Origin of the sequence: Campylobacter sp. RKI_CA19_01128 (genome assembly GCF_025771175.1) — a bacterium.
In the GTDB taxonomy this organism is placed as follows: domain Bacteria; phylum Campylobacterota; class Campylobacteria; order Campylobacterales; family Campylobacteraceae; genus Campylobacter_D.
Map to the genome: position 1 here is coordinate 158,872 of NZ_JAKMPU010000001.1, position 22,747 is coordinate 181,618.

The 22,747-nt window shown below is 28.5% G+C and carries 22 protein-coding genes and 1 pseudogene; 20 read left to right on the forward strand and 3 right to left on the reverse strand.

Going from position 1 to position 22,747, the window contains the following annotated elements:
- Window positions 1–7: 7 nt before the first annotated feature.
- The 10 genes and pseudogenes from cysC (at window position 8) to L8U98_RS00935 (ending at window position 11,097) form a co-directional block, all read left to right on the forward strand.
- Window positions 8–589 carry an adenylyl-sulfate kinase gene (gene cysC / locus L8U98_RS00890; protein WP_263724643.1) on the forward strand — a complete coding sequence of 194 codons (582 nt, stop codon included), beginning with the start codon at window positions 8–10 and terminating at the stop codon, window positions 587–589.
- Window positions 590–609: 20 nt separating this feature from the next.
- A complete protein-coding gene (locus L8U98_RS00895) occupies window positions 610–2,367 on the forward strand; it encodes a DUF2972 domain-containing protein (protein ID WP_263737835.1) in 1,758 nt (585 codons plus the stop codon).
- Window positions 2,368–2,420: 53 nt separating this feature from the next.
- Window positions 2,421–3,188, forward strand: a complete 768-nt coding sequence (locus L8U98_RS00900) for a class I SAM-dependent methyltransferase (protein ID WP_263724641.1) — start codon at window positions 2,421–2,423, stop codon at window positions 3,186–3,188.
- A 55-nt stretch (window positions 3,189–3,243) separates the two neighbouring features.
- Window positions 3,244–3,771: pseudogene (locus L8U98_RS00905) on the forward strand (hypothetical protein).
- Window positions 3,772–3,798: 27 nt separating this feature from the next.
- Complete coding sequence (locus tag L8U98_RS00910) at window positions 3,799–4,326, forward strand: adenylyl-sulfate kinase (protein ID WP_263724640.1); 528 nt, start codon at window positions 3,799–3,801, stop codon at window positions 4,324–4,326.
- A 9-nt stretch (window positions 4,327–4,335) separates the two neighbouring features.
- Window positions 4,336–5,658, forward strand: a complete 1,323-nt coding sequence (gene aepX / locus L8U98_RS00915) for a phosphoenolpyruvate mutase (protein WP_263724639.1) — start codon at window positions 4,336–4,338, stop codon at window positions 5,656–5,658.
- A complete protein-coding gene (aepY, locus tag L8U98_RS00920; protein ID WP_263724638.1) occupies window positions 5,658–6,836 on the forward strand; it encodes a phosphonopyruvate decarboxylase in 1,179 nt (392 codons plus the stop codon). The genes aepX and aepY overlap by 1 nt, the downstream gene beginning before the upstream one ends.
- Before the next feature lie 9 nt (window positions 6,837–6,845).
- Entirely contained in the window at window positions 6,846–7,892 is a 1,047-nt protein-coding gene (locus tag L8U98_RS00925) for a phosphonoacetaldehyde reductase (protein WP_263724637.1), read from the forward strand.
- A 2-nt stretch (window positions 7,893–7,894) separates the two neighbouring features.
- Entirely contained in the window at window positions 7,895–9,922 is a 2,028-nt protein-coding gene (locus L8U98_RS00930; RefSeq protein ID WP_263724636.1) for a capsular polysaccharide biosynthesis protein, read from the forward strand.
- Window positions 9,919–11,097 (forward strand): capsule biosynthesis protein, encoded by a 1,179-nt coding sequence (locus tag L8U98_RS00935; protein ID WP_263724635.1) that lies wholly within the window; start codon window positions 9,919–9,921, stop codon window positions 11,095–11,097. Before L8U98_RS00930 ends, L8U98_RS00935 begins: the two co-directional genes overlap by 4 nt.
- Here the strand turns inward: L8U98_RS00935 and L8U98_RS00940 are convergent.
- Complete coding sequence (locus L8U98_RS00940; protein WP_263724634.1) at window positions 11,094–12,602, reverse strand: SGNH/GDSL hydrolase family protein; 1,509 nt, start codon at window positions 12,600–12,602, stop codon at window positions 11,094–11,096. The two genes, L8U98_RS00935 and L8U98_RS00940, sit on opposite strands and share 4 nt — an antisense overlap.
- Window positions 12,603–12,766: 164 nt before the next feature.
- Here L8U98_RS00940 and L8U98_RS00945 point away from each other — a divergent pair, with 164 nt between their 5' ends.
- Genes L8U98_RS00945 through L8U98_RS00955 form a run of 3 tightly spaced genes read left to right on the forward strand, consistent with a single transcriptional unit; the run spans window position 12,767 to window position 15,630 of the window.
- The gene (locus L8U98_RS00945) at window positions 12,767–13,897 is read left to right on the forward strand and encodes a DUF829 domain-containing protein (protein WP_263724633.1); all 1,131 of its coding nucleotides are present in this window, start codon (window positions 12,767–12,769) and stop codon (window positions 13,895–13,897) included.
- Window positions 13,898–13,906: 9 nt separating this feature from the next.
- The gene (locus tag L8U98_RS00950; RefSeq protein WP_263724632.1) at window positions 13,907–15,280 is read left to right on the forward strand and encodes a cytochrome P450; all 1,374 of its coding nucleotides are present in this window, start codon (window positions 13,907–13,909) and stop codon (window positions 15,278–15,280) included.
- A complete protein-coding gene (locus L8U98_RS00955) occupies window positions 15,277–15,630 on the forward strand; it encodes a membrane protein (RefSeq protein WP_039625388.1) in 354 nt (117 codons plus the stop codon). Before L8U98_RS00950 ends, L8U98_RS00955 begins: the two co-directional genes overlap by 4 nt.
- On the opposite strand, the gene nusA is transcribed toward L8U98_RS00955, so the two are convergent.
- Window positions 15,627–16,718 (reverse strand): transcription termination factor NusA, encoded by a 1,092-nt coding sequence (gene nusA / locus L8U98_RS00960; protein ID WP_039617565.1) that lies wholly within the window; start codon window positions 16,716–16,718, stop codon window positions 15,627–15,629. The genes L8U98_RS00955 and nusA overlap by 4 nt on opposite strands.
- A gap of 123 nt (window positions 16,719–16,841) precedes the next feature.
- Here nusA and L8U98_RS00965 point away from each other — a divergent pair, with 123 nt between their 5' ends.
- The 6 genes from L8U98_RS00965 to L8U98_RS00990 are packed head-to-tail and all read left to right on the forward strand — an operon-like array spanning window position 16,842 to window position 21,031.
- Window positions 16,842–17,084, forward strand: coding sequence for an HP0268 family nuclease (locus tag L8U98_RS00965; RefSeq protein ID WP_039617566.1), 243 nt, complete (start codon window positions 16,842–16,844; stop codon window positions 17,082–17,084).
- The gene (miaB, locus tag L8U98_RS00970) at window positions 17,081–18,379 is read left to right on the forward strand and encodes a tRNA (N6-isopentenyl adenosine(37)-C2)-methylthiotransferase MiaB (protein ID WP_263724631.1); all 1,299 of its coding nucleotides are present in this window, start codon (window positions 17,081–17,083) and stop codon (window positions 18,377–18,379) included. The genes L8U98_RS00965 and miaB overlap by 4 nt, the downstream gene beginning before the upstream one ends.
- The gene (locus tag L8U98_RS00975; protein ID WP_257928654.1) at window positions 18,363–18,986 is read left to right on the forward strand and encodes a lysophospholipid acyltransferase family protein; all 624 of its coding nucleotides are present in this window, start codon (window positions 18,363–18,365) and stop codon (window positions 18,984–18,986) included. The genes miaB and L8U98_RS00975 overlap by 17 nt, the downstream gene beginning before the upstream one ends.
- Window positions 18,987–18,991: 5 nt before the next feature.
- Window positions 18,992–19,957, forward strand: coding sequence for a hypothetical protein (locus tag L8U98_RS00980; protein WP_263724630.1), 966 nt, complete (start codon window positions 18,992–18,994; stop codon window positions 19,955–19,957).
- Complete coding sequence (locus tag L8U98_RS00985; protein WP_039627963.1) at window positions 19,954–20,508, forward strand: hypothetical protein; 555 nt, start codon at window positions 19,954–19,956, stop codon at window positions 20,506–20,508. Before L8U98_RS00980 ends, L8U98_RS00985 begins: the two co-directional genes overlap by 4 nt.
- Window positions 20,492–21,031 (forward strand): hypothetical protein, encoded by a 540-nt coding sequence (locus tag L8U98_RS00990; RefSeq protein WP_263724629.1) that lies wholly within the window; start codon window positions 20,492–20,494, stop codon window positions 21,029–21,031. The genes L8U98_RS00985 and L8U98_RS00990 overlap by 17 nt, the downstream gene beginning before the upstream one ends.
- Here L8U98_RS00990 and L8U98_RS00995 read toward each other — a convergent pair.
- Window positions 21,018–21,815 (reverse strand): membrane lipoprotein lipid attachment site-containing protein, encoded by a 798-nt coding sequence (locus tag L8U98_RS00995; protein WP_263724628.1) that lies wholly within the window; start codon window positions 21,813–21,815, stop codon window positions 21,018–21,020. The genes L8U98_RS00990 and L8U98_RS00995 overlap by 14 nt on opposite strands.
- A 72-nt stretch (window positions 21,816–21,887) precedes the next feature.
- Between L8U98_RS00995 and lgt the strand changes: the two genes are divergently transcribed.
- A complete protein-coding gene (lgt, locus tag L8U98_RS01000) occupies window positions 21,888–22,703 on the forward strand; it encodes a prolipoprotein diacylglyceryl transferase (RefSeq protein WP_257928651.1) in 816 nt (271 codons plus the stop codon).
- Window positions 22,704–22,747 lie beyond the last annotated feature (44 nt).

Consider the following 22,747-nt stretch of genomic DNA (forward strand, 5'->3'; position numbering starts at 1 on the left):
GAAAAAAATGAGTAAAAATTTAACTTGGCATACAAGTAGCATTACAAAAACTCAAAGAGCTAAACTTAAAAATCAAAAACCATGTGTTTTATGGTTTAGTGGGCTTAGTGGTAGTGGTAAATCTACTTTGGCAAATGCGGTTGAAAAAAAACTTTTTGAGCAAGGTTTTCATACTTATCTTTTAGATGGAGATAATGTACGTCATGGACTTAATAAAGATTTGGGTTTTGATGAGGCTTCAAGAGTAGAAAACATAAGACGCATAGGAGAAGTATGCAAGCTTTTTATAGATGCTGGTATGATAGTACTTTGCGCTTTTATATCACCTTTTGAAAAAGATAGAAAACTTATAAAAGATCTTTTAGATGAGGATGAATATATAGAAATATTTGTTGATACACCTTTGGAAATTTGTGAAAAAAGAGATCCAAAAGGACTTTATAAAAAAGCAAGAAATGGAGAAATTAAAAATTTTACAGGTATAGATAGTCCTTATGAAAAACCTAAAAACCCGCATATACACATAATAAAAGAAGATCTTAATGAGAATGTGGATATGATTTTGAGAATATACTTAATGTCGCATTAACAAGAAGGAGATAAGTTAACATGAAAAATAGTGCAATAAAAAGAACAAAAAATAGTTTAACTTATAAAATAGGTTATGAAATTATACAGTGTTATAAAAAAAAAACATGGGTAAAATTGATTTTTAAATTGCTTAAATTGAAAAAAGAATATAAAAAGAGAATGCAATTTTATCATCAAGCAATTGAAATTTACCCAGATTTAAAGTTTAATCCATTAAATAAATGCCCTGATTATAAAGAGAGCTTGATTTTAAAATTTCATCTATCCTATTTAATAGGTGAAGTTATTTTAAATTCATATAAAAAATTTCAATTTTTACATTTTTATCGTAATATGCAGAGGGCGAAAGAGCAGTATAGACTTTTTATGGAATACAGGAAATATATTTGTTTTGATAAAATTAATTTTCACTGTATAGAAAATAAGGATGTTTTTTTTAATAAAATTAATAAAGTTAATAAAATAATTAATAGAGTTAATAGCTACTTATATCTAAAAGAATTAATTTATTTGAATATAGATTTTTTTATAGAAAATATAGAGGAAATTGAAGGATGGATCTTTTCAGATAAATTTTATAATGACTACTGGAGTATTAACTATCAGTATCCACCATTGTTAAATCCAGATTATGTTGATTATTGCAATATCTCAGAGACAATAGCTTGGAATATTAATTTACCTCTTCCTAATAAGTATAGTATTGTTTTTATATATAGTCATGGAACTGGTGCAACAAACACTCTAAATTATTTTATGTCTAGTGATTTGTTTTTAATTGATTCCTTTTTAATGGGCGAAGGAGATATACGCTATTATGAAATTTATCGAAGATTGGTGTATTTTAATAAAAAATCAATTATAGCACTGAGTGATACTATTTATAGTAATTTGGCGTTAAGAGAGAAATTTTTATCACTATTAATGAATCATGTTTATAAAAAATATTTATTATGTCAAGTTAGAGATCCTTTGGAATTAGTAAAACAAGCGTGTTCAAGAATCTCAAAAAATACAAAACAACATTTAAATTTAGTAAAAAAAAGAAAGTTTACGTTAAGTGACTCTTTTGAAGATGTTTTTGTTTCAGTTCAAGAATCTTTTTTTAATTCAAAGATTGTAATAATGCAGTATCCAACTATATTTATTTATCATTGTTTATTTAAACACTTAAAGTCAAGTGCCTTGGAAATACTATTTGTTGATTTAAAAGATATTCATAATTTAAATGTTATAAATAAATTAAAGTACTTATCTCAAAAAACAAAATATAAAGAACCAGATAACATTGAAAAAATTTTTCAAACAAATCGTTATCATGGAGAAGCTCATTTATTTTTACCTGTGACTTTGATAGTGGAATTAGATGGTTTTCAGATTAATATTCATTTTTTAGAACATTTTGATGTTTTTGTAAGCGTAAATTTTTTAGACTTAAATGTAGAAATTTTTAATGATTGGAATAAAGCTTTTGGTATATATATTGATAGTAAAGATTATGAGTTATTGAAAAGCAAACGCATTTTTCAAAATGTTGTTAATTGCTTGATGGATATAAGAAAAAAATTGCTTGCAAGGTTAAGTGATGAAAAAAATAATACCCTAAATATAGATCATGTTTTTAAATTTTTATATTCTAATAAAACTGAAAGAATAAAACTGATGAATATAATTAAATTAGAAATTAAAGAATATGAAACATTATGTTCAAGTATTATTGATTCATGGAAATACTATCAAAAATTCAAAAAAATTTGTAATATATTGGATAAATAATCAGAAAATATTGTATAATATATAAACAAATTTAATGATTAAGGAGATGAGTTATGAAACAGGGTGATTTTACAAATTTAGCAAAGCATTATCATAATAGACCTGCGTATAATACTATGTTGATATCAAAACTTATTAAATGTATTAACGATCAAAACAAAGAACAAATTAATGTTGTGGAAGTAGGTGCTGGGACTGGAAAGCTTACTAAAATACTAGCAGAAGAATTTAAACTAAATATTGATACTGTTGAGCCAAATGATAATATGCGCGAAGAGGGTATAAAATTTACTCAAAATTGCCAGAATGTTACTTGGCATAAAGGTAGCGGAGAAGCGACAAGTATGCCTAGTGATTATGCTGATTGGGTTATTATGGCTAGTTCTTTTCATTGGACTGATCCTAACAAATCTTTACCTGAATTTGCAAGAGTGCTTCATGGAGGGGGGTATTTCACAGCAGTATGGAATCCACGCCATATAGTTGAAGGTTCTATATTTCATGAAATCGAAGAAGAAATTAAGCATATTGTACCAGAACTTACGCGTGTAAGTAGTGGTTTGCAAAATGTTAAAAATTGGGATGAAATTCTTGTTTCGACAGGGGATTTCAAAGATTGTTTTTTTATGGAATGTGATCATTATGAGTTTATGGATAAACAAAGATATCTTGGAGCTTGGTATTCTGTAAATGATATTCAAGCACAAGCTGGTAAAGCTAGATGGGAAGAAATTTTAAAAATGATAGAAAATAAAATTTCTTCTATGGATGTTATAAAAATTCCTTACAAAATTCGTGCATGGACGGTGCGTAAGGCTTAAAAAATATTATCCTTTAGCTTTTTTGCTTGTGACTTTTAAGCTAAAGGAAAATAATATGGAAAAAATCGTAGAACAAATATGGGATTATACAAAGCATGCAAAATTTTATTCTTATAGACCAAATTATGCGTCACTTAGTATAGATATGTTGGTAGAACTTGCTAAAAGAACTAGTCAAGATTCGAAGATAAAGGTTGTAGACATGGGGGCTGGGGCAGGAAATTTGAGTATAATGTTAGCTGAGCGTGATTGTGAAGTTGTTGCAGTTGAACCAAATGATGCTATAATAGAGTTTGTTCCAAATTATACTCGTGGAACTACACGTGAAGATCAAAGACCTGTTATAGAAAAGCGTAAAGATTTGTTTGATAATATCATTTATACTGAGGAGGATTTTTATTTTCATCAGAGTATAGAAAATTATATAAATGCTTGGAGAAGTGTTAAAAATAGATATTGAGATGTCGATACTAAAGATGGTGCAGAGCTTTCTATGAAAATTATGAATAGTATTCAGGAAAGACTACCTAAAGAATTTGATATTAAATGCACAACGAGAACTTGGAGTGTTAAGAAAATTTAGCTTGATGTAAAAAAGGACATAATGTAGATGAAAAAAGGAAAGGTTATTTGGATTTCTGGCTTAGCAGGTGCTGGTAAAACTACTATTAGTAAAGCTTTATATGATAAGATAAAGAAAAAATACCAGCATACGGTTTTGCTTGATGGCGATATAATTAGAGATATCTTACAAGAATATGGGTATTCAAGAGAAGAAAGATTATTGTCTGCTAAAAAAATTTCTGCACTATGTTCCTTTTTGGCAAATAATGGTATTATAGTTATATGTGCTACTATATCCTTATTTGAAGAAGTATATACATTAAATAGAAAAAACATTAAAAATTATTTTGAAGTATTTGTGGAATGCTCAATGGAAGAATTAATTAGAAGAGATCAAAAAAATCTATATACCGATGCTTTAAGTGGAAAGATAAATAATGTTGTAGGAGTTGACATAGATTATATAAAACCTCAGCCACATTATGTCTTGGATAACAATTCACGTGATAATTTAGAAAAAAAAATTGAACAACTTTATGAAGAGATAGAGTTGTTTTTTGATAAATTAAGGTAAGGATTTTTCATGGATAAACCAGTAGTTTATATTGCAATGTCGGCCGATTTGATTCATCCAGGTCATATTAACATTATGAAAATCGCTAAAGAGTATTCTAATAAAATTGATGGTAGAGTTGTTCTCGGTTTATTAACTGATGAGGCTATAGCTTCTTACAAAAGATTGCCATATATGAATTTTGAACAAAGAAAAGTCGTAATTGAAAGTATGGAGTTTATTGATGAGGTCATTCCACAGACAACTCTTAGTTATCGTGATAATATAATAAAACTAAAACCAAGATATGTTATACATGGAACTGATTGGCTTGAGGGACCACAAAAAAATGAAAGAGACAATGTAATTAAATTACTTAAAGAATTAAATTGTGGAGAATTAATAGAACCTGAATACACAAAAGGTATTAGTTCGACTCAGTTAAATGAAAATGCAAGAAGCATCGGTATTACTACAAATGCGAGATTATCACTTTTAAAAAGATTAATTAAAGCAAAAAAACCTTTAAGGATTTTAGAATCTCATTCAGCGTTATCAGCATTAATAGCACAAAATGCTTTTGTTGAGAAAAATAGTAAAAAGATAGAATTTGATGGTTTTTGGTCTAGTTCGTTAACTGATTCTACTAGTAGAGGAAAACCAGATATAGAAGCTATTAGTTTAACCAGTCGTTTAAATACTATAAACGATATCTTTGAAGTGACCAATAAACCTCTTATATATGATGCTGATACAGGTGGAAAAGTAGAACATTTTGTTTTTACTGTCAAGACCTTAGAAAGATTAGGAGTCTCTGCTGTAGTTATAGAAGATAAAATTGGTCTTAAGAAAAATTCTTTATTAGGGAATGATGTAACTCAGTTTCAAGATGATATTGATAATTTTTGTTTGAAGATAAATACCGCAAAGAAAAATCAAGTCACTGATGATTTTATGATTATAGCTAGGATAGAATCTTTAATCTTGGAAAAAGGTATGCAGGATGCTTTAAATAGAGCATTTGCTTATGTGAAAGCAGGTGCTGATGGTATAATGATTCATTCTAGATTAAAAAATCCTGATGAAATTATAGAATTTACTCAAGCTTTTAGAAATCAAGATAAGCATACGCCTATTGTGGTTGTTCCTACTAGCTTTAATCAAATAACAGCAGAAGAATTAGGTTCATACGGTATAAATATAGTAATTTATGCAAATCACTTACTAAGAGCATCATTTATTGCAATGGAAGATGTTGCCAAAGGAATATTAGAAAATGATAGAAGTTATGAGTGTGAAGATAAATGTATGAAAATAAATGATATATTAAATCTTATTCCTGGAACTGTTTGATGCTTGATATAGATATATTTTTTAAAGAACTTGATAAGATAGGTTGTGAATTATTTTCTGGAGTTCCTTGTTCTTATTTATCTTCCATGATTAATTACACCATTAATAATAATAAGTTTTTAATGTCTAATAATGAAGGAGACGCTGTGGCTATAGCCACTGGTGTAAGTTTATCTTATATGGAAAAAGATGTAAAAAAATTTGGTGTTGTATTAATGCAAAATAGTGGTTTAAGTAATGCCTTATCTCCGCTAACATCTCTCAATTTTACTTTTAAAATTCCTATATTGGGGTTTGTTTCTTTACGTGGAGAACGAGATGAATATGGAAATAATACAGATGAACCACAACATGAACTTTTAGGTGAGATAACGGATAAATTATTAAAATTGTGTCAGATAGAATATGATATTTTGAGCTCTGATGCAGATATTGCATTAGAGCAAATACAAAAAGCTTTTGTTGCTTTACAACAGCGTAAGACATTTTTCTTTATTGTGAAAAATAATACTTTTTCTAAACATGGTTTAAAAAAGCAATCTTTTAATAATCTTAATAGAGAATTTGAAATTTATTGTGAGAAAGATTATCTAACACCAGTTATGTCTAGATATCAAGTTTTATCCATTTTAAATGATTTTAATAATTCAAATTGTCTTTTATTAGCAACTACAGGAAAAACTGGTAGAGAGCTGTATAAAATTCATGATCATAATAACTATTTGTATATGGTTGGATCTATGGGGTGTGTGAGTTCCTTGGGACTCGGATTATCTTTAAATACTTGCAAAAAAGTTATTAGTATAGATGGTGATTCTGCTTTGTTGATGCGTCTAGGTGTATTAAGTACAAACTCGTATTATTCTAAATTGGCAAATAAGGGAAATTTTTGTCATATATTATTAGATAATGAGAGTCATGATAGTACTGGTGGACAATTAAATTTATCTCCATATATTGATTTTGTAAGTATTGCAAAAGCATGTTTTTATGAAAAAATATTTGCCGTTAATACTGTTGATGGTTTTAAAAAAGCTCTTGATTTTTTTGTAAATCAGGAAAAATGCGGATCTGTTTTTATTTATGTCAAAATATTAAAAGGAAGCGCGGATGACTTACCACGTCCTAAAATTACACCAAAGGAAGTTGCAAAAAGAATTGCTCAATTTTTAAAATAGGAATTTGTTATGTTTTATTATAATCCTGTGAAGATTAATTTTGATATTGATTATATAAAAGTATGTGAACTAGTTCAAACAAACTCAATTTTGTTGGTTACATCTAAAAGTTTTTATACGAATGGTGTTATTGATTCTATTGCATCTAAGCTGAGTTCTAAGATAAAGAATGTTGTGTATGATATACGCTCAAATCCTGATATCAATTTTACTAAGAGTCTGAAACAAAATGATGATTATGAAGAAATAATAGCATTAGGGGGAGGCAGTGTTTTAGATACTGCTAAGTATTTAGCAGTAAAAGGTGCAATCAACGAAGATTTAAAAAATAATACTTTGAATCCGAGTGACCAAGCTCAATTTGTTCCTATATATGCCATCCCTACTACTTCTGGAACAAGCAGTGAGCTGACAAAATGGGCTACATTATGGGATTATAAGAATAATATGAAAATGTCTTTGATGCATGAAAAATTATATTCAAAGCATGCTATTTATGATATCAATTTAACATTAAGTTTATCTAGACAATTAACTATATATACAGCTCTAGATGTATTTTCTCATTCTATAGAATCTATTTGGAATAAAAATGAAAATTATATTTCTACAAATTATGCTTTGCAATCTATGGATTTGATATTGCATTATTTGCCTAAGTTGGTAGATGATCTACAAAATACAACATATAGAAAATATATTACTTTAGCTAGTGTTTATGCTGGATTAGCATTTTCTAATACGCAAACTGCTTTAGCTCATGCATTGAGTTATCCTATAACTATGAAATATGGTTTAGCTCACGGTTTGGCTTGTAGTTTTACCATACCTATATTAATAGAATGTATAAATGATAAGCATGTTAGTTCAATTTTAATACCTTATAAAGATAAAATTAATTCTTTGTTTAAAAAATTAAATATTTCAAATAATTTAGCAGATTACGGGATTGATAGAGAATTTATAGATGAAATTTTTTTAAATCTTAATTCAAGAGCTAAAAATGGAGTTTTTGATTTAGATGCAACGAAGAAAAAAATTTTATATTCACTTTAATTGTGATGTTTTATACCACTTCAAAAAAACTTATTGATAATGTTAAAAATTTTTATTCTATTTCATTATTTAGTTTCTTAAAAGGTGCTAATAAAAATAGTGTTTTTATAGGCTGGGGTCGTAAAAAATCTGGATTTAAAGCTGTAGAATTAGCCAAAAAATATGATGTAAAATTTTTGCTTTTAGAAGATGGTTTTTTGCGCTCATTGAATTTGGGTATAGAAAATAGTTCAAGTTTTTCTATCGTCAAAGATGATATAGGAATTTACTATGATGCAACCACACCATCTAAACTTGAAAAGATTTTAAATACTTATGAGTTTAGTACCGAAGAACTAGAGCAAGCAAAAAAGGCCATAGAACTCATAAAAAAAGAAAAACTTAGTAAGTATAATAATAATCTTTGCGTGCCAAAAGATCTTTTTAACACTAACGAAGAACGTGTATTAATCATCACTCAAGTAGCAAACGATACTTCTCTTAAATTTGGCTTAGCTGGTAGTTTTTCAACTCAAGATATAATAAATGATGTTATCAATGAAAATCCAAATGCAAAAATTTATATAAAAATTCATCCTGATGTATTAAGTGGTAAAAAACAAAGTGATTTTAATGCACAAAATTTACCAAGTAAATGCGTAATTATAAAAGAAAATTATAATCCCATAGAATTACTAAGTCATTTTAAAAAAGTTTATACTAAGACTTCTGGTATGGGTTTTGAAGCTTTGATGCTAGGAAGCGAATGTGTTTGTTATGGTATGCCTTTTTATGCTGGCTGGGGTTTAACCCAAGATAAGTTAGAGTGTAAAAGAAGGCTTAAAAAAAGAAGTTTAGAAGAGGTTTTTTATGCTACTTATATTTTATATAGTGAGTATTTTAATCCTTACTTAAATCAAAAAAGTGATATTTTTGATACTATTCATACCTTAACAAAGTATAAAAAGATAGAACATGCTAATTCAAATACTTTGTATTTTTTAGGTTTTACTTTGTGGAAGCGTTGGTTTATGAAGCCATTTTTTAAAGCCAAAAATAATAAAATTATTTTTTTAAACTCACTTGATGAGCTTTATAAAGCGAATTTAAATCCTGAGGATAAAATTTTCATTTGGGGTAAAAAGTATGATAAGGCTTTATTGGCTAAAGATTTTAATAATGAGATTTTCTTAGTAGAAGATGGCTTTTTACGCTCTGTTTTTTTAGGTTCAGATCTCACACGCCCTTTTTCTTTGATAGTAGATAGCAAAGGCTTGTATGTTGATCCAAGTAAACCAAGTGATTTAGAAGATATTCTGCAAAATCACATTTTCGATGAAAGCTTAAAACAAAGAGCTAAAAAACTCATCATCACTATCACACAAAATAAATTTTCAAAGTACAATGGCCTAAAGCATGAAAAGCTAAATTTTAATACCAATAAAAAAATCATCTTAATCCCAGCTCAAGTAGAAGATGATGCTTCTATGATCTTAGGTGGTGCAGGTTTTGACACCTTAAAACTTTTACAAAGTGTAAGAAAATCCAATGAAAATGCCTTTATAGTTTTTAAACCTCACCCTGATGTTTTAAGCGGTAACCGCAAAGGTTTAAAAGATAAAAGTATTATTTTAAAATATTGCGATGAGATTATAGAAAATGTCAGCATAGATAGCGCTATCAATGCATGTGATGAAATACATACTATAACCTCTACAAGTGGTTTTGATACTCTTTTACGTGGTAAAAAAGTAGTGGTGTATGGCAAGCCTTTTTATGCGGGTTGGGGTTTGACAAACGATTTGCATGAAATTCCAAGACGCACAAGAGTGCTTAGTTTAGAAGAGCTTGTTGCTGGCGTTTTGATCCTTTATCCAAGATATATCCATCCAAAAAGTAAAAATTTATGTGAAGTTGAGCTTGCATTAGATATAATGTTAAAAATGCAAAAAGATTATTTTTCTAAATTTTATTTGCGTTGGTTTATGGATATAAGAATTTATATATTAAGAAAAATAAGAAGATTGATAGAATTTATTTTGATTAGATGAATTTAAGTAAGAAGTTAAAAAAATTTTCTGGTAAAAATGTTTTATTGCTCCAAGGACCTGTGGGAGGATTTTTTCGTAAAATTGCTACAAAAATTCCGCAAGCTAAAGTTTATAAAGTAAATTTTAATGGTGGAGATTTTTTCTTTTATCCTTTTAAAAGTATTAATTATACTAAAGGTTTAGCTGAACTTGAAGACTTTTATAAAAAGCTTTTTGAAGAAAAACAAATTCAAGTTGTCTTGATGTATAATGATTGTAGAAAAGTGCATGAGATAGCCATTAGTATTGCTAAACAAATGGGTATTGAAATATGGATTTTTGAAGAAGGCTATATAAGACCAAATTTTATTACTTTTGAAAAAGATGGAGTGAATGCAAACTCGACTCTACCAAGAGAAAAAGAATTCTATCTAAGTCAGAAAAAAATTGATAAAGATTTTAAATTTAAAACCTTCTCAAGCACTTTTAGAAATATGGCCTTTTTTTCATTTTTATACTGGCTTTTTGCTTTTTTATTTTCTTGGTATTTTAATAATTCTTTACACCATAGAAGTTTAAAATTATTTGACTTTTTACCTTGGCTTTGCTCAGTATATAGAAAAAACAAATACAAAATCACAGAAAAAAGTTTAAATGAAAAAATTCTTTCTCTAAAACAAAAGTATTTTTTAGCTATTTTGCAAGTGCATAATGATACTCAACTCTCCCATCATTATAAAAAAACTACAGAAAAATTTATAGAGGAAGTGATCATCTCTTTTGCTAATCATGCTAAAGCAAAGTCTTATCTAGTTTTTAAACATCATCCTATGGATCGTGGCTATAGGGACTATGCTAAGCTTATAGAAGATTTGAGCTTAAAATATAATGTCGAGGGTAGAATTTTATATGTACATGACTTACACTTACCTACGCTCTTAATTAATGCAAGAGGGACTATAGTCATAAATAGCACAGTAGGACTTTCTGCTTTATATCACAATAGTCCTTTAAAGGTTATGGGAAAAGCTTTTTATGATATTGAAGGTTTGACTTATCAAAAAAGCTTGCATACTTTTTGGAAAGAATGCAGAGCATGTAAACCTGATGTGGTTTTACATGCTAAATTTAGAAATTATGTGATATATAAAACCCAAGTTAATGGGAATTTTTTCAAAAATATTAGTTTAGATTAAATTTTCTTTTTATAATTTTTTGCAATCTTTTTTAGTTTAAAAGGTAAGTTTAAATAGCCTATTTTAAAAGGGGTTCTTGAAGCTTGTAAAAGTGCATTACCTAAAAGATAGGGCAAGTGTGTTTTGGCTATTTGAGCGTGTTTATAGTCTGCATAAGCTTTTAGTGGTGGTAGATTTTTTTGATCTTTTTGATTTTTAAAATGCTCTTTTTTGACTTTTCTTAATTCAAAAGGTATTTTAAAGTATCCTAAAAAGCTTTTGCTATTTTTCATGATAGTTTCCCCAAGCTTATAGCTTAGTCTTTCTTTTATCCTTAAACTAGCTCCATAAAGTTTATTGTTTTGATGGATGAATATCTCATATTCATTTTTTAAGCCTTTGTGATTTAAAAAACGCAAAAGATTATGATTTTGACCTTGTAAAAAAGTTTGCATATCAAGTTTTTTTAGTTCATAGTGTTCTAACACTAATTCTTTATAAAATGCTATAGGTGGTATTAAAGAATCATGGGTATTTACAAGATAATTTTTATATTCAATCTTTTTATCATTATCATTTTCTAAAAGTAAAATTCCTATTAAGTCTACATAATCAAGCCTTGGTGTTTTTTCATTTGCTATGCTTAAGCCCGAACTTTCCTCACTTTGCTTGATAATTTGCATATTAACATACAAAAAGGTTTGCTTATCACAAATTGCTTTTTCATTTTGTATATCTTGAAAAGTATTGATAAGTCCAAAATTTTTTATTAATTTAAAAGATGAGTTTTCAATACTTATAGATGATATAGCATGGGTTGATGAGCTAGTGTGATTCCAAGTATGTATGCCTAAGATTTGATAGTTTTTGAACTCTTTTGGAAAAATGATTTTTTCATTAGCTTTAATTTTTATAGTTTTTTCACAAAAAAATGAGTTTTTATGCTCTATTTTAGTTAAATTTGATGGCGCAAAGATGTGAAATTTTCTTTTTGAGTAAATGATATTTTCTTTGGATTTTTTAAAGCTATGTAAATTTTTAATGATGTTTTTACCAAGCTCTTGCATAGCTAGTGGCATAGGGTGGAATTTATAGTTTCGATCAAAATCATAAAGATTATTTTTTTGGTAGTAAAAGTCTACATCGACTAGATTAAAACCATAATAAGCACAATTTTTCCTATGAGCTTCATTGACAGCTTTTGATTTATCATTACAAGCTGGTATGGGGAGTATAAGCACTACGGTAATTTTGTTTGCTTTGTAAAGTTCTTCGTAAAAATAGTCAATATTTCTAAGTATAATATTTAAACTCATAGGACTTAGATAATCGTTGATATTTGATTCGCTGATGAGAAAATCACTTTTATTTATAGTATCTTTATGGCGTATTAACTCATAAAGATTTTGTAAAGAAGTGCTAAGTCCCAAAGCGTAATTATGTAGTGTAATGTCTTTATTTTCAAGACCTATTCTAAGACCATTTTTAACTACACTATTGCTACCACCTAGTAAGATTACATCCATAAGTTCTTTCTTGATTTTATAATTTTTTATTTATTTTATAAAATATTTTTTAATGAATAATTTCAGAGCAAAAACACCTCATTTTGCCTTTAAATAAGCATTTGACAAAGATAACAACTTTAGCTATATTTTTAAATTTATTTTTGAGTTTATTTGGGATTTTAATGGATAAATTGTGTCAAAAAAGAGATGTTTTTTATATAGCTGGTTATGATCCTAGAGGATATAGGCATTATTATGCTATGTTTAAAAAAAATTTAGCCGAGCAGAATACGCTTTTAAATTATGATTATACTTTATCAAAAGCTCAAGTTAATACATATGCTTTTTGGCAAATTCAAACCCCGTATACAAGCACTACTTACACCTTTTTAAGCTGGAATGATATAGTTAAAAAAAACTGGTCAGAGGGTATAAAAGATGCTCTGAGTGATTGCTATAGTTTTTTTAGAATTTATACCATCACAGGGCTTTTTTTAAAATTTGGTAAAGAATCCCCACACCAACTCATCACAGGTTATTATCCATTTTTTTATGTACTTTTGAGTTTGATTTTTACTTTATTTTGTGCTTTTGGAAGTTTGTTATATTTGCAAAATTTTCATATTGTTTTGGAAATTTTAGCCTTTGTTTTATCATTAGTGTTTTTGCCAAAAATGCTTTATAAATTAGGCAAGAAATTGGCTGTTTTTTGGATAGCTAGAATTTGTTCTTTTTGTGCAAACTGGGAGAAAAATTCTCAAGGTGAGCTTGAGTTAAGAATGGATGATTTTGCTAGAGTTATTTTTGAAAAACTAAAAGAAAATGTAAATGATAAAAACTATGAACTCATCTTAAGCGCACATAGTGTAGGAACAGTACTTTGTATAAATGTTTTATCAAAAGTGCTTAGAAAATGTGAAAAAGAAAATGTTTCTTTTAAAAATTTAAAGGTTTTAACTCTAGGTGAGTGTATACCTTTGGTAAGCTATCAAAAAAGATCTTTTGAGTTTAGAAAAGATTTAGAGTATTTAGGAAGTAAAAATTTAATATGGTATGATTTTACTTCTATTATTGATGGGGCTTGTTTTGCACAAGTTGATTTCATACGCACAAGCGGAGTAAAAGCACAATTTAGCCCAAAATACCTTTCGGCTAAATTTCATACCTTATATAAAAGCAAAGATTATAAAAAAATCAAAAAAGACAAATATAAAGCACATTTTTTATATTTATTTGCCACACAAATTCAAGGGGTATATAACTTTTTTGAATTTATCATAGGTAAAAATAAACTAGAAGAAAAAATCAAATAGGAGAAAAACATGGGTCAGTGTCCTTTTCATCCAAAGCCTTATAAAAATAAAGCTTCTACATTAACCACTTTTTTACTAAAAAGAAGATCGTGGCTTGATGGACTTTATGAGCGAAGTTATAAGATGATGATGGGCAGAGTAAAAATGCCTGGATTTGATCTATATGTAGTAAATGATCCAAAAGAAGTTAGACGCATTATGGTGGATGAGGTTAGAGAATACCCAAAAAGCCAACTTTTGCATGAGCTTTTAGAGCCACTTTTGGGTATAAGCATTTTTACAACTAATGATAGAGTATGGGAAAAGCAAAGAGAACTTTTAAGACCTTCTTTTGAAATGACGAGAATTTCTAAAGTTTTTAATTTGATGAGTGAAGCAGCTTCTGATATGATGGCAAGATTTGCAAAGTATGAAGATAAAGCGATTATAGAAGTAGATGAAGCTATGACTTTTGTGACCGCAGATGTGATTTTTAGAACTATCATGTCATCAAAACTTGATGAGCAAAAAGGCAAACTTGTTTTAGATGCTTTTGTAACTGTGCAAGAAGAAACAGTTAAAACAGCTATGCGAAGAATGTTTCGTTTCCCAACTTGGCTTTCAAATCTTTTAGGTGAGAGAAAAAGACTTAAAGCAGGTGGAATTATACGCAAGGTTTTATCAGATATTATAAAACCAAGATATGATAATGCTCTAAATGATCAAGGAAAATATGAAGATATTTTATCATCATTGCTTATGGTAGTAGATGCAGATACTAATGAGAGATTTTCTTTTAATGAAATTTTAGACCAAGTTGCCATGCTTTTCTTAGCAGGCCATGAAACTACTGCAAGTTCGCTAACTTGGACACTATATATTTTAAGTATTTCTCCAAATGAGCAACAAAAAGCCTATGAAGAAATCATGCAAGTTGCAGGTGATGAGGAGTTTAAAATAGAACATGTTAGAGCGATGAAATATCTTACAAATGTGTTTAAAGAAAGTTTAAGACTTTATCCACCAGTTGGCTTTTTTGCTAGAGAAGCAAGAAATGATAACAAAATGAGAGATAAGCTTATCAAAAAAGGTTCAGGTGTAGTGGTAGCTCCATGGCTTATCCATAGACATGATAGTTTTTGGGAAAATCCGCATGAGTTTGATCCAAGTCGCCATGAAGATAAAAGCAAGATTAAAAAAGACACTTATATGCCTTTTGGTATGGGAGAGCGTGTGTGTATAGGGCAGGGTTTTGCTATGCAAGAGGCTGTTTTGATTTTAGCTAATATTTTAAGGACTTATAAGTTAGAATTAGAAGAAAATTTCGTGCCTGATATAGTAGGAAGACTGACTATAAGATCAGCAAATGGTATGAATATAAGATTTATAAAAAGGCAAAAATGAAAGAAAAATTAGCAGGAACCATACTACTTTGTGCTATCGTTCCTTTAGCGGTGATTAGTTATCTTTTTATTGTTATAGTGGGTACTTTTGGCAATCCTGCTAGGGTTAGACAAGGTGTGAGAGCACTTGATCATTTTGTCAATGCTACTTTGTTTAATGGTTATGCTTGGGAGTCTTTATCATCTCATGCTTGGAGAGAACGTGATAAAAGATGGGCTAAAATAGTTATTAAAATTACAGATTTTTTTGACAAAAATCACTGCCAAAAGGCAAATAAAAGAGAGCAAGAGGTTGTGGATTTGGTTTTAAAGAAAAAACTTACCGAACAAACAGTCGGTAAGCAACTTTAATTTTCTCCAAATAAAGCTTTAAGATTTTTAAATGCTTCTTCTTGATTATTAGTTTTATCTTCATTATTTACTTCATTAAGCTCTATCTCATATCCAAGAAGCATACTAGCTAGGCGTATGTTTATACCACTTTTTCCTATGGCCTTGCTTTTTTGCTCGCTATTTAGCGTTACAATAGCCTTTTTATCTTCGATACTAACTGAGTTTATAATGGCTGGAGCTAGGCTTCTAGTGATTAAAATTGCCATTTCATTAGAATACTCAATGCAGTCAATATTTTCATTTTTTAATTCTTTGCTTACAGCATTGATTCTAACTCCTTTTATACCCACAGTTGCTCCTACTGCATCAACACTTGGGCTATTAGCTTGTAAGATGATTTTTGCTCTTTCACCTGGAATTCTTGCACTTGCATAAATATTTATAAGACCATCTTTGATTTCAGGAACTTCAGCTTTTAATAAAGCTTCTAAAAATTTAGGGCTAGTTCTACTAAGCTCCATTCTCATACCTGATTTATCAATATACACATGTCTAATAACAGCTTTAATCACATCGCCTACTTTAAATTTTTCACCTTTGATACGATTTTTTCTAGGTAAATATGCACGAAACTCATCAATTTCTACATAAGTATTTTCTTCGCTATCCACTCTTACTACACTACCAAAAACCATATGTCCTACCATTTTTTGGTATTTTTCATAGATTTTTTCTTCTAAGAGTTTTTGAATGTTATATTCTAATTCTTTATGTAAGATATTTACAGCAGTACGACCTAAATTTTCTAAAGAACATTCATAAGTTAGCTCATCGCCAATTTCTACGTCTTTAGCTTCAGCCCTTGCTTTACTTAAAGCGATAAAATGCTCATTTTCATTTTCTAATCTTTCATCATTATCAGCTACTACGATGATTTTTTGATAAAGTTGTAAATTTTTACCTGAATCAACAAAAAATTCATACTTATCACCATAAATTTTCTTAGCAGTATTAATAAGTGCTTTTTTAACTCTTTCTCTTACATCTTCTATTTGTAAATTTTTCTCATTAGCAATGGATTCAATTATATCTGTGATTTTTTCCATAATGACAATACAACCTTAATTTTGGATTTTAAAAGTTTGAAGAATAAAATTATATCTTTAATAAGTTTAATTAAAAGTAAAATTTGCTATAATTTCAGATTAAAAAAACTTGAGGATGATGATATGGATTTAAAAATAGCAAGAACCTCTGTTGATGAAAAGCCAAAAAGTATAAGTTTAGAAAGTATTGAAAAGGCTGTAGATAAAGAAGGTCAAAAATTTTTCTATTTTGATAAAGACAATGCACATAAGCAATTAATCGCTTTAGTAGAGCATTTTGAAAAAAAAGGAAAATGTGTTTATCATAGAACAATCAAATATGGTTTAGATGATACAGATTTTATGTATGAGGTACACATTCTTTGAGTAAAAAACTTTTTATACAAACTTTAGGTTGTGCTATGAATGTGCGTGATTCAGAGCATATGATAGCTGAACTTAAAGAAAAAGAAAATTACGAATTAACTCAAGATGCAAAAGAAGCAGATTTGATTTTAATCAATACTTGCTCAGTACGTGAAAAACCTGTGCATAAGCTTTTTTCAGAAGTTGGAAGTTTTGAAAAAATCAAAAAAAATGGTGCTAAAATAGGAGTTTGTGGTTGCACTGCTTCGCATTTGGGAGATGAGATTTTTAAGCGTGCTCCAAATGTGGATTTTGTTTTGGGTGCTAGAAATGTTTCTAAAATTACAAAGGCTGTAAATACGCCAAAATTTTTAGGTAATGATATAGATTTTGATGAGAGTAATTATGCTTTTGCAGATTTTAGAAATAGTCTTTATAAAACTTATATTAATATCTCTATAGGTTGTGATAAGCATTGTACTTATTGTATAGTGCCTCACACAAGAGGAGATGAGATTTCCATACCTTTTGAGATTATTAAAAATGAAGCATTAAAAGCTGTTTCTAAAGGTGCTAAAGAGATTTTTTTACTAGGACAAAATGTTAACAATTACGGCAAAAGATTTTCTAATGCACATGAAAAGATTAATTTTTCAGATCTTTTAGAAAGGCTAAGTGAAATTGAAGGTTTAGAGCGTATCCGTTTTACAAGCCCACACCCATTACATATGGATGATAGATTTTTAGAGGTTTTTTCTAAAAACCCTAAAGTATGTAAGTCTATGCATATGCCTTTACAGAGTGGTTCGAGTGAAATTTTAAAAGCTATGAAACGCGGTTATACTAAAGAGTGGTATTTAGATAGAGCCTTGAAACTTCGTTCTATGTGCAAAGATGTGAGTATTTCTACTGATGTGATTGTAGCTTTTCCAGGCGAGAGTGATAAAGATTTTGAAGATACTATGGATGTACTTGAAAAAGTGCGTTTTGAGCAAATGTTTTCTTTTAAATACTCTAAAAGACCACTAACTAAAGCTGCGACTATGCAAAATCAAATTTCTGATGATATAGCTTCAAAACGCTTGAGTATTTTACAAGCAAGACATACAGAAATTTTAGATGAAATTGTTGCAAAGCAAAAAGATAAAGAATTTGAAGTTTTATTTGAAGAATTAAGAAGTGAAGGCTTTGTGGCAGGTAGAAGTGATAATAACTTTTTGATTCAAGTTAAAGGCAGTGAAGAGTTATTAGGACAAATGAAAAAAGTAAAAATCACCAATCCTAGGCGTATGGTGTTAAATGGCGAAATCCTTTAAGATTAATCTTTTAGCTTTTGGAATTTTTTTATTACAATGGCTGATTTTTTTAACTTGTAGAAAGGTTTATTTAGGGCAAAAGCTTCCAAAAAGATCATGTGTGATACTTTTTTGGCATGGGCGTCTTGCTCTAATGCCTTTTGCCTATCGTAAAATGGGTATTAAAGGAAAAAAGGCTTATGTGATGATTTCACACCATAAAGATGGAGAAATCATTGCTAGAAATATTGCCTTTTTTGGTTTGGATACTTTAAGAGGTAGTACAAGTAAAGGTGCTTTGGCTTTATTAAAACAATCTTTTAAAATTTTAGATCAAGGCGATGATGTGATTATCACTCCAGATGGGCCAAGAGGACCTTATCATAGTGTTTCAGATGGTTCTGTGATGATAGCTTTGAAAAAAAATACTCCACTTTTTTTGCTAAATTATGAAGCAAGTTCTTTTTGGGAATTTAAAAGCTGGGATAAAATGATCTTACCTAAACCTTTTTCTAAGATTACCTATAGACTAAGTGAAGAAATCAAAATACAAAATTTAAATTTAGAAGAAGCTAAAGTATTGATAAAAGAAAAATTTGATATGATAAGTCAAATAGACAAAGGATAAACACTATGTTATCTTTTTTTAGAAAGTACATTTTACAACTTTTAGTTTGTATTTGCTATGATGAAAAACAATACATTATAAGATGTCATACTTGGAAAAAATCCAAAGCTGTGGATACTTTTGAAAAAAGCTTTGAAGATAAAGAAAAAGCTATAGAATATGTAAAAAATTTAACTAAAGATTTTCAAATTTATTATATATGTACTTTTTTTACTCCTATTGCCCAAGGCGTTGTGCCAAGCTCAAATTTTAAAGATCTTTCTAATTTTGGTGTCGATGCAAGTAGTGTTAAGTGCATTTCTTTTAACAATGGCTTATTGTATGCATCTAATCATTCTTTAAGCTTATATGAGCAAGATTATGAGGCTTTTGGCGGTTTAGATCTACTTTATTCGCCTTTTTCTTTGCTTTATCATTGTATGACAAATAGAGGTTTTGAAGAAAAAATAGGCCTTTATGTGTATAGATACCATGATTTTGTTGCGATGTTAATTTGTAAAAATGAAGCTATATTGTTTGGAAGTTATTTTAATATAGCTAGTCAAAATTATGATGAAGATGATTTTTTTGATGATATTAAAGAAGAATTTGATTTACAAATTGATGATGAAAATCAAGAAGAAGAAAATGAGCAAAATTATGATTTAAAAAGTTTAGAAGAAATGAGTCAAGAGCTTGATAAACTTGAGGAATTAGATGAAGAAAAAGAAGAACTTCCTATTGAGTCTTTAGAAAATTTTAGCTCAGATATGAAAATGATAGAATACATCATTTCAAGTGTAAAAGAATTTTATCAAAATCCTTTGTATGATAATAGCTTTTTGGAAGAAATTGTGATTTTTGATGAGGAAAGTTTTAGTCCGACCTCGCTTGATTATTTAGAAAATGAGCTTTTTATAAAACCTAAAGTAGAACTTGTAGATACTTTAAATTTGATGAATGAACTTATGGTGAAGGACTTAAAATTATGAGATATAGTCTAATCAAACCTAAGATAAAACCTGTTTTTAATCTTTTTACTAGAATTTGGATTTATTTTACTAGTATTAGTGTTGCTTTGATTTTTGTAGTATTTATTGTGGTTGTTTTTAAAAGTTATTATGCGTCTGTGCAACTTGATAATAAAAAAGAAGAATTAGCTCAAATTATCGCACAAATTAATGCTAATAAGCTTAAATATCAAGAATTAGTAAGACAAAATGATAAAGCAGAGTTGATTTTGGGAGATTTAGAGCAAGAACAAGAAAATGGTAAAAATAAAGTTTTATTAAAAAGTATTCAAAATCTTTTTACTCTAGTGCCTAAAAACATATCTTTAGATGAGGTTTTAATGGAAGATAGATCACTTATTTTAAGAGGTATTACACCTACTAAAGAAATGTTTGCGTTATTATTAGAGGCTCCATTAAGAAGTATTTTTTCCAATTCTCAAACAAGTTATTATCAATTAGAAAATGGGTGGTATCGCTTTGTAAGTGTAAATATCACTATACCAGAGGAAATGTATGAGCAAAAACGATAAGAGCTTAGAAGAAGCTGATGTATTAAAAATCTTGATTTATTCTTTTTCATTTGTAGCGCTTTGTGCGATTTTGATTTTATTTTTAATCGTGCCTTTTTTGAAAGATTATAAAATCGAGCATTCAAGATTAGCAACCCAGCAAATTCAAAACACTAAAGCAATAAATGAGTTGCAAGCTTTAGAAAAAGTTATTGATGAGTTTCAAAAGGTAAATGCACAAAATTTAGCTCAAATCAATGCAGAATTTTCACAAAAAGAATTATTAGAATTTATGAAAAATTACTTTGATGATGTAAAAATCAATCTCATTCCCATTAAAAAAGAGCAAGAGTATTTAAAATACCAATTTGGAGCTAACGTAAAGATGAAAAATCCTCAAGCTTTTTACTCTTTTTTAAATGATTTGCAAAGATATAAAAATTTAATAGAAGTTAGCACTCCTGTGGAGTTTAAATCCGAAGAAAAACACATCAATCTTAAATTTAAGATCAAAGTGTTTTATGCACAAGCTATTCAAAAATAATTACTTCATTATTTTGATAAGGAGTAGCTTTTTCTTCTTTTTTATCATCTTGTTTTGTATCTTGAACTTCTGAGCTTTCTTGTGTTTTTGGCTCTTCTTTGATTTCTTTTATACTCGTTTTTAAACTAGATGTGATTTCTTTATAAAAAGCAACAAAAACTTTATCAATTTCTAAAGCACTTGCTGCAAGACTTTCATTAACTTGAGTTGGAACAGCACTGTATACCTCTCTAAAACTTTCTATGCTTGCTTGTCCTTTTATAGGATAATTTAAAATAATAGGATCATTTAATTTTGCTGAGCTTGTTGTACTTTGGAAAGTATCTTCTTGGTGTAAATTATTTAAATGACTTTGAGCTTCTAAAATGATCATAAAAGAAGATTCCACACTATCACCTCCAAGACTTGAATTTCTTGTAACCTTATCTTCATATAGACTAGCATTGATAACTATATTAAAAGCATAATCAGGATTTTCATTATCTATAATATATCCCTTACTTTGAAGCAATGCTTTGCTATCTTCTAAAAGTTGTTTTTTGAGTAATTCTAAGCTTTTATTAATTCTTTGATTTAGGGTAGATTGCTCAAAATATGAACTATAAAAAGTATTTTTTATAATTTCTATATCATTGATTTTGACTTTAGGACTATTAGCATTTGTGTTGTTGTGTCCTTCAAAAGTACTTTTAAAATTTGGCATAGAAATATAATAAGTTTTTTGATTACCAGTGCAAGCACTTAAAAATAAAACTATACTAAAAAATAATAATATTTTTTTCATTTTCTCTCCTTTTGATTTTTATAATTATAACAATTTTTTGCTATATTATATGTTTTATAATAAGGGCTTTTTATGGAATTTTGGCAAAATATTTATGCAAATTTTGATGTGGTAGCTTTTGAAATTTTTGGTTTAAAAGTGCATTGGTATGGCATTATGTATGTGCTAGCTTTGCTTGTTGCTTTAATGGTTGCAAAATACTATGCGATTAAAGATAATATGGGAATTTCAAAAGCTATGCTTGATAGCTATTTTATATGGGTAGAAATTGGTGTAATTTTAGGTGCAAGATTGGGTTATATTTTAATTTATGATGCGCATACTTTATGGTATCTTACTCATCCTTGGCAAATTTTCAATCCCTTTTATAATGGAGAATTTGTAGGGATTAGGGGTATGAGTTATCATGGAGCTGTTGTTGGATTTTTAATAGCAACTTATGCTTTTTGTAAAAAAAATAAGCAAAATTTATGGAAATATTTAGATTTAGTTGCTATTAGTGTACCATGTGGATATATTTTTGGTCGTATTGGAAATTTTTTAAACCAAGAGCTATTTGGTAGAGCTACAGAAGTGCCTTGGGGTATTTATGTAGATGGGATATTGCGTCATCCTTCACAACTTTATGAAGCATTTTTAGAAGGTTTTGTAGTTTTTGCTATTTTATTACTAATAAAAAAATATAAAAAATACAATGGAGAATTGATTGCTTATTATACGATTTTGTATGCTCTAGCGCGCTTTGTATGTGAGTTTTTTAGAGAGCCTGATTTTGGCATAGGCTTTGTTGCTTTTGGTATGAGCATGGGTCAGATATTGAGCTTATTAATGTTTTTATTAGGACTATTTTTATCTTTTTATTTAAGAAATATTAAAAAAAATTTATAAATTTTTATTTATTTTAAGAATAAAAGTTCTATAATTGCTCCGAT